Source organism: Pseudomonas sp. DTU12.1 (assembly GCF_009873475.1).
In the GTDB taxonomy this organism is placed as follows: Bacteria; Pseudomonadota; Gammaproteobacteria; order Pseudomonadales; family Pseudomonadaceae; genus Aquipseudomonas; species Aquipseudomonas proteolytica.
Genome location: NZ_CP045254.1, coordinates 4,991,488 through 5,006,523, shown reverse-complemented (window position 1 = coordinate 5,006,523; position 15,036 = coordinate 4,991,488). Strand labels below are relative to the sequence as shown.

Here is a 15,036-nt window from a genome sequence, read left to right as displayed (position 1 = left end):
GGTAACCTCATTGCCCAAGTTGCGCGGTCTGCTGACCGCCGCTTGGGAACACGTTGCGTGTGCAAATTTTCGCTTCGACTTTCTGCGCGGCAGCGCCCGCTTCGGGGCCCTGCACTTCCACGGCCAGCAGGTTCTGCGAGGCCCAGTCTTCATCGGTGCGCAGTTCAAAGGCGAAACGCCCGTCTGTCTCGGATGTTTCGGGTTTGTCGATCTTGATGTCCTCGTGGCGACCGTTCATGTACCAGAGGGTGGCTTGCAGGGTTTTCACCGAAGGATCGGCGAAGCGAATGTCGACCTGATGGCGGCTATTGCGCAGGTCCATGTTCTTGCTGTTGACCATCAGCTCGTTCTTGCCGGGCTTGAGGGTGGTGCTGGCGCTCATCTGCGCCGGCTTGCCTTCGCAGCCGTTGTCGAGCAGGGCCATCATCTGGCGGTAGATGGTTTCCTGGTCGAGGCGATACAGCGGCGAGAACTCCCAGATCAGAATCTTCGGTGGGCTTTTCTGGAATTCTTCGCTGCCCAGGTACTGGATCATCGAGCCTTCCAGGCCACCGCCGGGGAAGGCGACGTTAAGGATGTCGGCGCCGATTTCCTGTTCCAGGAAGCCGGCGAAGTTGTAGTTCTTGCCGCTGTGGCTGGTGCCCACCAGGGTGATCTGCGGGTTGCCGGAATCGCCGAACAGGTCGCCGTCCGCAGCCTCGCCCTTGGGCTCGGTGCTGAACTGGTCCATGTATTGGATCGCGTAGCTGGTGCCGCACAACTGCCCGGCCATGTTGTGCAGGGTGCCGGTCTTGCCCATGCGTCCGGATTTCTTGGTCTCGAATTCACGCTGGGGGATCCCGGCGAATTCAGGCATGGCGCGCACCTTGGCCCCGACGATTTTCGCGGTGCGCTGGGCGCCATAGGGGGTCCAGTGCTGGTCGCCGCGGAAGTAGAAGTCGTGGGCCGGCAGTTCGTCCGGCAGTTGTTCATTGGTCAGCGGCGACAGGTCCGGCACCACGTAGCCCATCTTGGCAAAACGCCCAAGCATGGTTTTGTAGTTGCCCAGGGCCTTGTCGAAATCAAAGCGCGCTTTCTCTGCCGGGTTGAGCTTGTTGCGGTTTACCAGGCCACGGGTCGGCTGGTAGACCACCACCAACTCCACGCCCTTGCTCTTGAACGCATCGTGCAGTTGCTGCATGCGCTTGTAGCCGGCCGGGGTGGTGTCGAATTCGGTGCGCAGGTCTTCCTGGGTACGGAACAGCCAGTCGCCCTGGGCCTGTACCAGGGTGGTGAAGTTCTGCTGGTAGCGAGTGGTGTAGTTCTTTGCGTCGTGAGCCTCGGGGCACAGGTTGCAGCACGGCTCGGCGGTAAAGCTCGGCGCCTTGGCTTCATCGGCGCGCACGCCGCTGCTGGCGGCCAGGATGCCGAGGGTCAAACCCGAGAGGCTGAGCAGCTTGATCATGTGTGGGTGCATAAAGGTCATCCTCAGTCCTGCAATTGGGTCTGGCGTTCGACAGGGTCGATCAGCACGGCTTTTTTCTGGCGTACCAGCAAGTCGAGAATCTCTTCCTGGCGCTCACCAAGAACGCCGGAGAAGCTGATGCCACTGGATTTGGTCGGCGCGAGCATCGACACGCGGTACAGCTCGATGCTCAACGGCGAGTCGATGGACAGCGGCCCGCTGCCATTGGCCGCCAGTTCGCCGCCGACCACGATCAGCGAGACTTTGGTGTCGAACGGGTCGAGCTCAATGTCGCGGTCGGTGTCGGTCAGGTCCTTGATATGGCCGTAGACGCCGGTCAGGCCGTTGGCCATGGCGAGGTTCTCGTACAGGCGGATATTCACGCTGTTACGGATCCGAATGCCGTGGCGACGGTTGCTGATCACCTTGTTGCCCCACAGCAGGTTGTCGCCGCTCTCATAGAGGGTGATGCCGTCGGTGTGGTTGCGGTAAATCTCGTTATCGGCGATCAGGTTGTTCACGCTGTTACGGTCGATCACCAGGCCCGAGAGCTTGTTGTCGTAGCTGCGGTTGTTGAAGATGAAGCTGTTGTTGACCTCACGGGAAATAATGATCCCGTGCTTTTTCTTGGTGCCGTAGACGGTGTTGTCGGCAATGATCAGACCGTGGGAACGGTCGTGGGGGTCGATGCCGTAGACGATGTTGTCTTTGTAGGTGCTGCCCTTGATCACAAAGCCGGTGGTCTCGTAGCAGTAGAAGCCGTACCACATGTCGGAGAACTCGGAATCGACAATCCAGCCGGTGGGTTCCGGGCGCTTGAGGACCTTGGCCATGTTCGGTGTGTACTGGGAAATACTCACGCCATAGGACTTGCTGTTGGCGTAGCCGAAGCTGGCCATTTTGCTGTTGACGATATAGGTCTGGGTGCCGCCCCAGGCCAGCAGGAACGGGCGAAATTCCTTGGGCGAGCGGAAGGTCGCCGGGCCGTTGGTCTTCTCGCGCCAGCCGGTGATCTTGGTGTCGCGCACAAACAGCTGGCCGTCGTTGACCAGGAACGAACCGGCCTCCTGGGACAGGCGCAATTCCTGGGTCTGGTTATCGATTTCGAGGATGCCTTTTTCGCCGACCACAATCGGCAGCCTGGCCAGGAATACCCCGGGCGAGGTTTCGCTCAGGTATTGCTTGGGCACCTTCTTGAGCAGGTCCTTGAGGTTCATATAGCCGTCGTCGATAAAGATCGCCTGGGGGATGCCATGCTGGCGCACCACCCATTCGGCCATCTTGTTGTCGCCGCCGATAAAGTCCTTGAGGGCGTTTTCCTGCATCATCCGGCGCACGCTGACCTTGCCGGCCTTGCTGCGCACGATTTTCTTCGCCACGGCTTGTGCGGTGTAGCCCGAGAGGTCCGGCAGCGCCGGCTTGGGCATCTCCAGCGGCGCGGTGGGCGGGCTGGTGATGGTGTAGGTCTTGGCCTGTTGCAGTTCCTTGGCGATGGTGGGCGCCTTGACCTGCGGCTCGACATTGGCAAAGGCCGGGGCGCACGCCAGCAGCATTGCCGCAGCGAGCAGGGCCGAGCCTTTGAGGGCGTGAGGATTCATTGCGCAGGCTCCCATCAGAAGCGCCAGACTACGTCGACAAAGGCGCGGTGCATGTACGAGTCGACTTGCTTGCCATAGGCATCGCCCGGTTTGAACACGCCGCCACGAAAGCGCACCAGGGCCGACGGTTCGTCGATCGACTGGCTGAGGGCTGCGGGCAGCAGGCCTTTCTTGAAGTACTTGGTGACCACCAGGTCCATCTCCTGGCCTAGGTCCTTGTTGCCGTCTACCAGCGGCAGGGATGCGCTGGACAACACGGCACCGGTGACATCGTCGTAGTTGTTCTGCACGGCATTGATGCCGTTGCTGCCCACCGGCTTGTTGCCGTCCACGCGCCAGAACTTGTGGTAGACCAGGCTGGCGTCGTAGTCGTCGCGCAGCTGCCAGGAACCGAACAGGCTCATGGACTGCATATTGTTCATCTCGCCGCGAAACGCCTCGCCAAAACGATGCACCCGCGACTGGGTGCCGGTGAAGTTCGAGCGGTTGCTTTGCAGGCCGTTCTGTTCGTAGTCGGCGCTGGCGCGGGCATAGGCCGCGCCCACTTGCCACTGCGGGTCGAGGCGCAGGCGCACGCCGAGGTCAGTGGCCCAGCCGTCTACATCGGTGTTGCGCTTGGCGTTGGTGGGGCGACTACCGTCGGCGTTCAACGTGTTGACGTTGCTGCGCTCGCCCTGCATGCCGGTGACGCTGGCCCAGTAGTTGACGGTATTGGTGTTGCGCCAGTTGTAGGCGTCACTGTTGGCTTCCAGGCCGAGCCAGGTCAGGTCGCCGTTCTGGCGCTTGTCCAGTGGGTCGGCAGCCACGCCCGGTTGTGGGTAGTCGAGCTTGCCGTCGTCGTGGGTGTGATGCCCGCGCACGCCGACCCAATGGCCGGGAGTCCACTGGTAGGCCGCATCGGCATAGAGGTGCTGGCGGTCCTTGTCTTCGGGAGACAATTCCTTGAGGTCGGTGCGGTACTCGCTGAAGCGTTCGGCAGCGCCGACATTGGCCTTGAGCAGGGTGGTGTCGAAGGTCCAGTTCAGCGCTTCGATATTGGTGTCGCGCCATTGCCCATCGTTATTGCGCAGGCGCTGGCGGCCGAGCTTGAGGATCTCGCCAGGGTAGGGCGTGAAACCGCTGTAGCCGACCCAGAACTCGCGCAGGGCCAGGTAGTTCTTCTTGGTCTTGCGGTCGTTGTTGCTCGACTGCTCGGTGGTGTCGCCATCGGACTGTTGCAGGGTGTCGGTCTCGATGATGTCGCTGGACGCCACCGCCTGGCCCATGGCGTAGGCGCTCCAGGCGCCGCTTTCGCCGTAGATCCACGGGCGCACATCCAGGCCGATGCCGTTGACGTCGCCGCCTTTTTGCGTGCCCAGGTCGCGGTCATCTTCGGACTGGCCGGTGACTTTCACTTCCAGGCCAAAGTTTTTGTCTTCGGTCAGCGCGGCCAGGGTCGGGCACGACCACAGCAGGGCGAAGGTCAGGCCAATGCCGGCCTTGACGAATGGATTGAGTTTCATAGGGATTCCTCGCCGTCTTCTTCTTGCAGGGCGTGCAGTTGCAGCGTGCTTTGGCTCAAGGCGCCACGGGCGGCCAGCTCTTGTTGCAGCAGGCGCTGGCCCTCGGCGCGCTGGGCGGGCGGCAGTTGTTGTTCAAGTTGCGCGGCCAGCTCATTGGCCTGCGGAGTGTCCTGGATCTTTGCCAGTTGGCTGAACACATAGGCGTTGAGCGGGTCGGGCCGGGTGCCCTTACCCTGGGAAAACAATTGGGCGATCGCGAAGTCGGCACTGTTCTGGCCGTTGCGCGCCGCGGTCAGCAAATGGTCCAGGGCCTTTTGCGAGTAGACCTGGCCCAGGTAGCCCCGGCGGTAGATCTGGCCGAGGTAGTAATCGGCAGCCACTTCCTGGCCTTGGGCTTTCTGGAAGTGCGCTTCGGCGGCCTTGGCATCGGCCGGCACCCACTTGCCTTCGTAGTACAGCTTGCCCAGCAACAATTCGGCGCGGGGCTGGTCGGCCGCACGGCCGTTGTCCAGATACTTCATCATCTGCTCGACGTCGCCCAGTTCCGGGAAGTCGTAGAGCAACTGCGCGAGGCTGACCCAGGACGCCGGGTAGCCAGGGGCGATTTTTTCCAGCAGGGCCTGGGCGGTTTTTTCATCAGTCTTGCCCAGGGAGGCATCGCCCAGCACACGGGCCACACTGTCGACCCGCTGGGCGGTGACGGTGCCACGGCTGTAGCCGGCCTCCATCTGCTTGAGCAGTTCGGCCTGTTGCTCCGGTTGCTCGCGCTTCTGGTAGACGGTGGCCAGCTCGACGTAGCAGATATCGGTGCTGCTGAGCGCGGCCTTGCAGATTTTCTCGATGTCATCCAGGTGCTGGTCGTAAGTGCCCTGGGTGCGATACAGCAGCACCTGCGCCAGGCCCGCTTCGGGGTAGCCGGCAGTGCGCCAGGTATCGATCTGCTGCTGTGCGTTGACGCTGGGGAAATCGTGGGGGTATTGCAGGTACAGCATCGCCAGCGGGATCAGGGTGTTGCCCTCGCCATTGGCAAAGGCTTTTTTCAACAGGCTTTCGGCTTCGCGGTGCTCGGCCTCGGTGGCACCGGGCTTGGCCACCAGCAGGCGACCGAGGCGGGCCTGGGCGCGTGGCGATACATCGGCGGCCGCGCGATAGGTGGCCTCGGCCTGCTTGATCTGCGCTGGGTCGCGGCTGCCGACCTGGATATCCGCGAGGCCGACTTGGGCCTCGCTGTAACCCAGGTCTGCCAGTTGCTGATAGTTCTGCGCAGCGGTGGCGGTGTCGCCACGCTTGAGCGCTTCATTGGCCAGGCGCTGGTCGGGCAGGCCGGCGCAACCGGCCAGGCTGACCGCCAATGCCAGCAGCGCCACAGGGCGGATGTGGGAGCGCGCTTTTGTGGGAGCTGGCTTGCCTGCGATGGCATCGTCGCGGTTTGTCTGATGCATCGCGTCGCCTGCATCGCGGGCAAGCCCGGCTCCCACAACAGGCGGTTCCCACAGGGATTGTGTTGTTCTTGAAATAGGGTTCACAGGCATGTCCTCGCTTACAAACCAGCAGCCATGGCTTTATCGATCAGCCAGTTCAGGGACGGGCCACGGTCGCTGGTCACTTCCACCGGGCGGCCGGCGTAGGCGCTGTCCAGGGGGGCGTCGGGCTTGATCTGCACGCGGATATCCGAAGACAGGTCGGCGCTGTTGAGGCTGGTGCTGCTGACGATGGTGCCGGTGCGGGTCTGTTCTTCATCGGCGACCTGGAAGCTCACCGGCGTGCCTGGGCGTACATCACCGAACTGGCGATAGGAGAAACGCGCCTCGACGTTGGCCTGGCTGCCGCGCGGCACCAACTGGAAGATCACATCACCCTTGCTCGCGTATTGACCGTCGGCCACCAACTGCTGGGCGACGATGCAGTCGCAAGGCGAGGTCAGGGTGCCGGTCATTTGCTTGCCGAACAGCTCTTCGACCTTGGCCGGTTGCAGCTGGTCTTCGTCCAGGTGGCCCTTGAGCACATCGAGCATGCTGGTGCTGAAGGTCGCCAGTGGCGCGCCTTTGGCGGCAACGCCGTTGTCTTTGATCAGGCTTTGCACGGTGCCGTCACGGGGCATCGTGACGTTCATCCCCGGCACGCTGACCAGGCCGGCCTGGGCGTGGCTGACGAAGTACATGCCGTACACCGACTTGAACACAAACCCGAACGCCGCCAGGCCCACCAGGAAGATCGCCAGGCTGAAGGTCACGGCGCGCAGGCGGCCAAAGGCACTCATGCCGCTGCCGCTATCCTTGACCTTGCGCGCCTTGGTGAAGTTGTCGCGCTGCAAGGTGGCCAGCACGTCACCCATGGTCACGATGTCGCCTGACAGGTGCGAGGTGATCAGGTGACGCAGTGTGGAAATATCCTGGGCATCCAGGTTCTGGAACTGGCAACCGGTGCGGCCGGTCTGGCGGTCGTGGGAGCGGATCAACAGCTCCACGTCCATCGCCAGGCCCAGATTGTCGATCACAAATTGCAGGCGCGCTTTGTGCACATCACCGACTTTCAACGGTTGTTGGGCGGCATTGAAGGCCAGGCCGCCGGCGGAGAGGTCGATGACCCGCACTTCCATGGGCGTGCGGTCGGCGCCGAAAAAGCGCAGCTTGGCCGGGATTTTGACCCGGGCGTGTTGGCGCTGGGCTTCGGATTCGTGGACAACGTTGGCGTTTACTTGGCTGTTCATGGCGTACTAATTCCTAGGTTAATTCAGGCTTGGCAGGGTCAGACCATCATCAGCAACACGGCGACGAAAATGCTGCCGGCGGAGAAGGTCATGGTCCGAGACGACCAGGTGTTGAACCAACGTTGAAAGCTGGCCAAATCGCGGGTCAGTTTGGTGTCCTGGCGGGTCCAGGACTGTTGATCGAGGCGGAAGAACACGTAGATCTTCACCAGCGCGCCCATGATCTGGTTGTAATAGAGAATCACCGGGTAGGCGGGGCCGATCTTGTGGCCCGAGCACGACAGCAACAGGGTCAGGATCAGGCGCGTGATACCAATCCACAGCAGGTAAGCGAGGATGAACGCACCGCCGTACTTGAAGGTGGCGAGGATCGCCACGGTCAGGCCCAGCAGCGAAGTCCACATCGACACACGCTGGTCGAACAGCACCACGCTGGTGAACAGGCCCAGGCGCTGCATACCCAGGCCCAGGGCTCGGGAGTTCTGGCGCAGGTTGTTGCCGTACCAGCGGAACATCAGCTTGCGGCTGGCCTTGATGAAGCTCTTTTCAGGGGGGTGTTCCACGGTGTTGATCGCTGCATCGGGCACGTAGAAGGTGTCGTAGCCCAGGCGCATCAGGCTGAACCAACTGGACTTGTCGTCCCCGGTCAGGAACTTGAAGCGGCCCAGGCGCCAGTGTTGCAGCGAGTCGCTTTCCACGTCGGCGATAAAGCCGGGGTCGGTGACGACGCTGGCCCGGAACACCGACATGCGCCCGGTCATGGTCAGCACGCGCTTGGACAAGGCCATGGAGCACATGTTGATGTGGCGCTGGGCGAAGCGCAGTTTGTGCCACTCGCTCATGATGTAGCCGCCGCGCACTTCGCAAAACTCGTTGGTGGTCAGGCCGCCGACATTGCCGAACAGCTGGAACCACGGCACGGTCTTGCGCACCACGCCCTCGGCCAGCACGGTGTCGCCGTCGATTACCGCAACCACGGCGCGGTCGTCCGGCAAGTGGCGGGAGATCGCACGAAAGCCGAAGGCCAGGCCATCGCGCTTGCCGGTGCCGGCGATGCGCACGAAGTCGAGCTTGACGTGATCCGGTGGGTTCATCTTTTCCCAGAGGCTCTTGACCAGCAGCTCATCGGACATTTCCACCAGGGAGCAGACCACGGTGGTAGGGAAGCCGCACTCGATGGCCTCGCGAATCACCGAGCTGTAGACCTGGGCGGTGGTCAGCGCGTCGATCCGAAAACTGGTGACCATCAGGAATACGTGGGAGGGGTCCGCCGCCTTGCCCAGCTTGCGCACTTTGCGCCGCAGGTGCGGGTAGACCACGTACAGGAACAGCATGCCGCGTACAAAGTGCGTGGCGCCCATGGAGTAGCGCCAGATACCGACGGCGCCAATCAGGAAGATGAAATTTCTCGACTGCGAGTCGAATGTGCTCGCCGGCAACGCCAGGGCCAGGCACATCAACACGCTTAAAAACAACAGCCAACCGGCGGCCTGAAGGAGGCCGTGCTTTAGCCTGTGCATAATCTGCATCCGTCTGGAGTCTCGGGCGAGCCTGTGGGGTGGCCCGATGGGGTTGTGGCAGGCTTACAGTGGGGCGCCATCGCCGGCGAGCCGGCTCCTACATGACATGCGCGACCTGCAGGAGCCGGCTTGCCGGCGATCAGCGCGGTTACCAGCAAATGCCTTCGGTACGGCCATTGACGCTGGTGGCCTGGGACATGAAGCCCACCAGGTCGATCACTTGCTTGCCGTGCGGGGCGTTCTGCGCCAGGGCGCGGAATTTCTCGTCGCGGTTGCCGAGGATGATCACGTCGCTGTTGTTGATCACATCGTCGAAGTCCGAGTTGAGCAGGGACGACACATGGGGGATCTTGCCTTCGATGTAATCCTTGTTTGCCCCATGCACACGGGCGTATTCGACGTTGCTGTCGTAGATGCTCAGGTCGAAGCCCTTGCCGATCAGCATTTCCGCCAGCTCCACCAGTGGGCTTTCGCGCAAGTCATCAGTGCCGGCCTTGAAGCTCAGGCCCAGCAGGGCGACCTTGCGCTTGTCGTGACCGGAGACGATGTCGAAGGCGTTCTGCACCTGGGATTCGTTGCTGCGCATCAGCGAGTTGAGCAGCGGTGCTTCCACATCCAGGGAGCTGGCGCGGTAGGTCAGGGCGCGCACGTCCTTGGGCAGGCACGAGCCGCCGAAGGCAAAGCCCGGACGCATGTAGTACTGGGACAGGTTGAGGGTCTTGTCCTGGCAGACCACTTCCATCACTTCGCGACCATCGACGCCCACGGCCTTGGCGATGTTGCCGATTTCGTTGGCGAAGGTGACTTTGGTGGCGTGCCACACGTTGCAGGTGTACTTGATCATCTCGGCAACGGCGATGTCCTTGCGGATGATCGGGGCGTCGAGTTCTTCGTACAGCGACTGCAGGACGTCGCCCGAGGCTTTGTCCAGTTCACCGATTACGGTCATCGGTGGCAGGTCGTAGTCGGCGATGGCGGTGGATTCGCGCAGGAACTCCGGGTTGACCGCGACACCGAAGTCGACGCCGGCTTTTTTGCCGGAGCAGTCTTCGAGGATCGGGATTACCACGTTGGCCACAGTGCCGGGCAGCACGGTGCTGCGCACCACGATGGTGTGGCGGGTGGTCTTGTCACGCAGGACAAAACCGATTTCGCGGCACACCGCTTCGATGTAGTTGAGTTCCAGGTCGCCGTTTTTCTTGCTGGGCGTGCCGACGCAAATCATCGACAGGTCGGTATCGCGGATGGCGTCGGCGAAGTTGGTGGTGCCGCGCAACCGGCCGCTGGCAATGCCCTGGCTCAATAGTTCGCCCAGGCCCGGTTCAACGATGGGGGATTTGCCCGCATTGATCAGGTCGATCTTATCCTTGGAAATGTCTACACCGACCACTTCATGGCCCCGTGCAGACAGGCAACCGGCACATACTGCGCCCACGTAACCCAAACCAAATATGCTGATGCGCATCGCATTTACCTCTATCTTTATCACGCCATTAAATGGCCGGAGTTCATGTTTTCAAGCGTCACTCATGCACTAGGAAATGCCGTGAATAGACACTGCATTGCCATGTACAGGCATGTTAAAAGTCGAGTGACTAACTAATGCACTCAAGTTGTGCGCAACTTGGCCTTGTTGTTGGGGCTTGCCCTGAAATGCAGCCAGTCTTCTGTGAGAAGGGTCTGGCGTCAGTGCCGCAAAGCCTTGATATTGGCATTTAGCCTTTATCTATCAATGCCTTGGGTTGTCTCACTGACCCATTTAGGTAGGCTTTAGCCCTGGCCTTGTAGGGGATGGTCATGCAACCTGATCGCCCGCCCTCAACTAAACAGTTGGTAATTAGACCGAGCAGTCAAAGTTATATATGACAACTTTGCTACTTCCGTTGGTCGCTGTGTAAGTCATATCGCACAAGAACAGAGATAATCGTTACCGGTGGTATGAGCGGCACTCGCAGACATAGTTCCTGGCCGCTCATCCTGTTTCTCGAAATTTCTTGAAATATAAGCAAAGATGGCACTAGTACTATATTGATAGCACTTGCAGATTGGGCTAGTGGATATAGGGAGTTGGCGCGGGGATATAGTTTTATGCCACTACTGTTTGAAAAAAGTGGTGCCACTACGAAAAAAACTGACGGATGTCGAGTGAAAGAAACGTTATGAATTCTGAAGAAATATTTTTGGCGCCAAAATAATGACGATTCTGTTGAAGGAATGTAGGACAAATGTGGGAGCGGGCTTGCTCGCGAAAGCGGTGCTTCAGTCAATCTATCCGGTGACTGATACACCGCTTTCGCGAGCAAGCCCGCTCCCACATTTTAAGCCGGGTGCAGCCTCAATCCGGTGCGTGATCGCGCAAAAACACCAGGTTATCCGGCTTGGACTGCTCGGCATTGAAGCGGTAGCCCTGCACATCGAATTGCTTGAGCTGGGCCGGGTCGTTGATGCGTTCTTCGATCACGAAGCGGCTCATCATGCCCCGGGCCTTTTTGGCGTAGAAACTGATGATCTTGTACTGGCCGTTCTTCAGGTCCTTGAACTCGGTGTTGATGATCCGCGCATTGAGGGCCGGGCGCTTGACCGCGGAGAAGTACTCGTTGGACGCCAGGTTGAGCAGTACATCATCGCCTTGCTCAGCCAGGGCTTCATTGAGCCACTCGCTGATCCGCGTGCCCCAGAATGCGTACAAGTCCTTGCCACGGGCGTTGGCCAACTTGGTGCCCATCTCCAGGCGGTACGGCATCATCAGGTCCAGCGGGCGCAGCAGGCCGTACAGGCCGGAGAGCATGCGCAGGTGGTCCTGGGCGTAGGCGAAGTCGGCGTCGTTAAAGGTCTGGGCATTAAGACCGGTGTACACGTCACCTTTGAACGCCAGCAGCGCCTGCTTGGCATTGGCGGGGGTGAAGGCCGGGGTCCAGCTACCGAAGCGCGCGGCGTTGAGGCCGCCGATCTTGTCGGAAACATGCATCAGTTCACTGATCTGCGCCGGGCTCAGTTCGCGCAACTGCTCGATCAATTCCTGGGAGTGGTCGAGGTATTGCGGCTGGGTAAAGCGCTGGGTCGCAGGCGCAGTCTCGAAATCGAGGGTTTTGGCGGGGGAAATCACCATCAGCATGAAGTCGTCTCCTGTAATCGTCGGGGGATTCTAGGGGGTAGGGCGGTTTGACTCCACCTATCACGCCAATAGTTGCCATACGGTTGTCCCTGTGGGAGCCGGGCTTGCCCGCGATGGCGGCGTGACAGCTTGCCAATAGGCCAATTGACACTCCGCCATCGCGGGCAAGCCCGTCTCCCACAGGGAGGATTGTGATCGGCTATAGTGGCCGACGAATCAGGAACGGGGGACCCTTTGTGCGAATTGCGCTTTTTTTATGCGCCTGGCTGACGTGCCTGGGCGCCCAGGCGGCCACTGTAGATGTCGCGAGCCTGGACCGTGGCACCTGGCCGGAAAAGCTCAGCAGCCCGGCGCTGTTCGATGTGGCGTCACGCGCCGAAATCCTCATGTTCGCCCACACGCTGCTGGCCAGCGAGGCCTTGGATGAGGCGGCCCTCAAGCAACGCCTGGGGCTGAAGATCATCAACCAGGGCGCCATCGACGACCTGCGTCGCCACCTCTGGCAACGGTTGCTGGAGAATTACGGATTTGCCCAGCAAAGCTGCGAACAGGACGCCTCGTTCTGCTACCTGGTGGAGAACATGGACGACCTGCGCGAGCAGGCCGGCAAATTCGAGGTCAGCGACCAATCCTTCTACATAGGCTGGGCCGGCCCTAGCCGCACCTTTCACCAGCGCTATCTGGACGAGTTGCTGCGCAAGGCTGCTCTGTTCCCGCAGATCAGCAGCGAAGTCGCACGGTTTGGTGATTTCGAGCGCAATGGCGACGAGCTCAACGACCGCCTGTTTCTATTGACCTTCGATGGTGGCCCGGCGCCGCTTAACGGCCAAACCGACTGGCTGGCCGATTACCTGCGCAAGCAGAAAATGACGGCCACCTTCTTTGCCCTGGGCAACAGCCTGCAAACCCGCCTGGAGAAGACGTCGGCCGCTGATGTGCAGGCGTTGTATCAAGGCCAGTGCGTGGGCATCCAGGGCTGGCAGTACCGCTCCCACAGCCATTGGGTCGACTGGCAGAGTTCGATCACCCGCAGTGCATCACTGACTCAGAACCTGCTGCCGGAAAACTATGTGCCGCTGTTCCGTCCGCCCTATGGCCAGCGCCGGGCCGACAGCCAGGGCTTCTTCCAGGCCCAGGGCCTGCAAGTGGCGTTGTGGGATATCGACTCCCAGGATGAGCCCGGCCAGCTCAAGGCTGACGAGTCGGCCCATCGGGTGCTGACGCTGATGTTGTTGTGGCGCAAAGGGGTGATTGTGTTCCACGACACCCAGGACAAGGCGCGGGTGGCATTGCCGATGTTGTTGCAGGCAACGGCGCAGAGTGGCTTGGGTTGGCAGGAGTGTCGCGAGGCATTTCGCTGAAGTGCCCGGCCCTGCTGGGGATGAGGGTTTTTTGGGGTGATTTGCTGCGACATTTCGATGCAGGCGGACTTCCGACTTTAGCGGTGTGCGTGGCGCCCCGCCAGTGCTATTCGTCATCCTGAAAAATAAACTTCAAAAAAGCGTCAAAGTGCTTTTTCCTGTCATGGGTTTTGCGGTATTACGAAGACAGATCGCCGAAACCTGCACCACAGGTGGCGTCTTCCCAGACTCCTCAGGTGGGCAATGCACTTGACGTCCCTCAGGTGCATTCGGTGGTCGAATCGAGGCGCAGCACTGTTGTGGTATTGCGTCGACTGGCTCCCACAAAGGTGACCGAGTATGGATGATCATGGACGTACCCCTTCTTCCGACCAGCCAATCCTTTATGTGCTTGATACCAATGTTTTGATCCACGATCCAAACGCGTTGCTCAATTTCGAAGAACACCACGTCGCCATCCCGATGATCGTGCTTGAGGAGCTCGACAAACTCAAAAGTGGGCACCACAGCGTCGCCGCCGAATGCCGCCAGGCGATCCGCCTGATCGACAAGACCCTGGGTGAAGCCTCGCCCGAGGATGTAGAGGTCGGCGTACCGATTCAACGTGGCAAGAGCGGGCCCAAGGGCTTGCTGTCGATCCTGATGAGCAAGCGCAGCGAACCCAACAGCCTGCTGCCGGAAAACCTCAACGACAACAAGATCATCAACCAATTGATCGACCTGCATGCGCGCGACAAGGACCTGCGCCTGGTGCTGGTGACCAAAGACATCAATATGCGCCTCAAGGCACGAGCGTGTGGGATCGCTGCCGAGGATTACAGTACCGACCAACTGGTCGACGACGTGTCGATGCTGTCCCGTGGTTATCACACCATGACCGGCTCGTTCTGGGACCGCGTCAGCAAGGTCGAGACCCGCCAGGACCATGGCCGCACCTGGCACCAGGTGCAGCTGACCGACAACCTGCCGGCCGTGCACATCAACGAATTCATCATCGACGAACAGGGCTTTGTGGGCTGGATCAAAGAGATCCAGGTCGACAAGCTGCTGATCCTCGACCTGCATCAGGAACCCCTGCTGCACCAGGAAGCCTGGGGCCTGAAACCGCGTGATATCTACCAGAGCCTGGCGCTGTACGCGCTGCTCGACCCGGACATCCACCTGGTCAACCTGACGGGGGCTGCCGGCTCGGGGAAAACCATCCTCGCCCTGGCGGCTGCCATCGAGCAGACCATGGTCACCAAGCGCTACCGCCGCATCATTGCCACCCGCAGCGTGCAGGGCCTGGACCAGGAAATCGGTTTTTTGCCCGGCACCGAAGCAGAAAAAATGGAGCCGTGGCTGGGGGCGATCACCGACAACCTCGAAGCCTTGCATATGGATGACGAAAACACCCATGGCAGCGTCGACTACATCCTCAGCAAAGTGCCGTTGCAGTTCAAATCCCTCAACTACATCCGAGGTCGCAGCTTCCAGCAGAGCCTGATTTTGATCGATGAATGCCAGAACCTCACACCGCACCAGATGAAAACCATCATCACCCGTGCCGGTGCCGGTTCCAAAGTGGTGTGCCTGGGCAACCTGGCACAGATCGACACCCCTTACCTGTCCGCGACCAGCTCCGGGCTGACCTACCTGACGGAACGCTTCAAGGACTTCCCGAACGGCGTGCACATTGCGCTGCAAGGGGTACCACGCTCGATTCTGGCCGAATACGCCGAATCCCACCTGTAACCGCGTTCAGTGTGGGAGCGGGCTTGCCCGCGATAGTGGTGGTTCAGTCGAT

The 15,036-nt window shown here is 60.6% G+C and carries 10 protein-coding genes; 2 read left to right on the top strand and 8 right to left on the bottom strand.

The features are described from left to right. Positions 1–7: 7 nt before the first annotated feature. The 8 genes from GDV60_RS22110 to yaaA form a co-directional block, all read right to left on the bottom strand. Entirely contained in the window at positions 8–1,456 is a 1,449-nt protein-coding gene (locus tag GDV60_RS22110; protein ID WP_029297898.1) for an alginate O-acetyltransferase, read from the bottom strand. A gap of 11 nt (positions 1,457–1,467) precedes the next feature. Continuing rightward, on the bottom strand, positions 1,468–3,057 hold the full coding sequence (gene algG, locus GDV60_RS22105) for a mannuronan 5-epimerase AlgG (RefSeq protein WP_159908766.1): 1,590 nt from the start codon (positions 3,055–3,057) through the stop codon (positions 1,468–1,470). After that, on the bottom strand, positions 3,057–4,544 hold the full coding sequence (locus tag GDV60_RS22100) for an alginate export family protein (RefSeq protein ID WP_159908764.1): 1,488 nt from the start codon (positions 4,542–4,544) through the stop codon (positions 3,057–3,059). Before GDV60_RS22100 ends, algG begins: the two co-directional genes overlap by 1 nt. Continuing rightward, positions 4,541–5,986, bottom strand: a complete 1,446-nt coding sequence (gene algK / locus GDV60_RS22095) for an alginate biosynthesis TPR repeat lipoprotein AlgK (RefSeq protein WP_050492962.1) — start codon at positions 5,984–5,986, stop codon at positions 4,541–4,543. Before algK ends, GDV60_RS22100 begins: the two co-directional genes overlap by 4 nt. 98 nt (positions 5,987–6,084) lie before the next feature. Next, positions 6,085–7,254 (bottom strand): alginate biosynthesis protein Alg44, encoded by a 1,170-nt coding sequence (locus tag GDV60_RS22090; protein WP_029297907.1) that lies wholly within the window; start codon positions 7,252–7,254, stop codon positions 6,085–6,087. 38 nt (positions 7,255–7,292) lie between these two features. Continuing rightward, the gene (alg8, locus tag GDV60_RS22085) at positions 7,293–8,774 is read right to left on the bottom strand and encodes a mannuronan synthase (RefSeq protein ID WP_371923372.1); all 1,482 of its coding nucleotides are present in this window, start codon (positions 8,772–8,774) and stop codon (positions 7,293–7,295) included. A 148-nt stretch (positions 8,775–8,922) separates the two neighbouring features. Further along, positions 8,923–10,239 (bottom strand): nucleotide sugar dehydrogenase, encoded by a 1,317-nt coding sequence (locus GDV60_RS22080; protein ID WP_029297911.1) that lies wholly within the window; start codon positions 10,237–10,239, stop codon positions 8,923–8,925. An 870-nt stretch (positions 10,240–11,109) separates the two neighbouring features. Then, positions 11,110–11,889, bottom strand: coding sequence for a peroxide stress protein YaaA (yaaA, locus tag GDV60_RS22075; RefSeq protein ID WP_159908762.1), 780 nt, complete (start codon positions 11,887–11,889; stop codon positions 11,110–11,112). A gap of 236 nt (positions 11,890–12,125) precedes the next feature. On the opposite strand from yaaA, the gene GDV60_RS22070 reads away from it, so the two are divergent. Both GDV60_RS22070 and GDV60_RS22065 read left to right on the top strand, forming a co-directional pair. Further along, positions 12,126–13,250: a polysaccharide deacetylase family protein gene (locus GDV60_RS22070; protein ID WP_159908760.1), complete on the top strand. Its 1,125-nt coding sequence runs from the start codon at positions 12,126–12,128 to the stop codon at positions 13,248–13,250. A gap of 339 nt (positions 13,251–13,589) precedes the next feature. Beyond that, positions 13,590–14,984, top strand: a complete 1,395-nt coding sequence (locus GDV60_RS22065) for a PhoH family protein (RefSeq protein WP_029297919.1) — start codon at positions 13,590–13,592, stop codon at positions 14,982–14,984. Positions 14,985–15,036 lie beyond the last annotated feature (52 nt).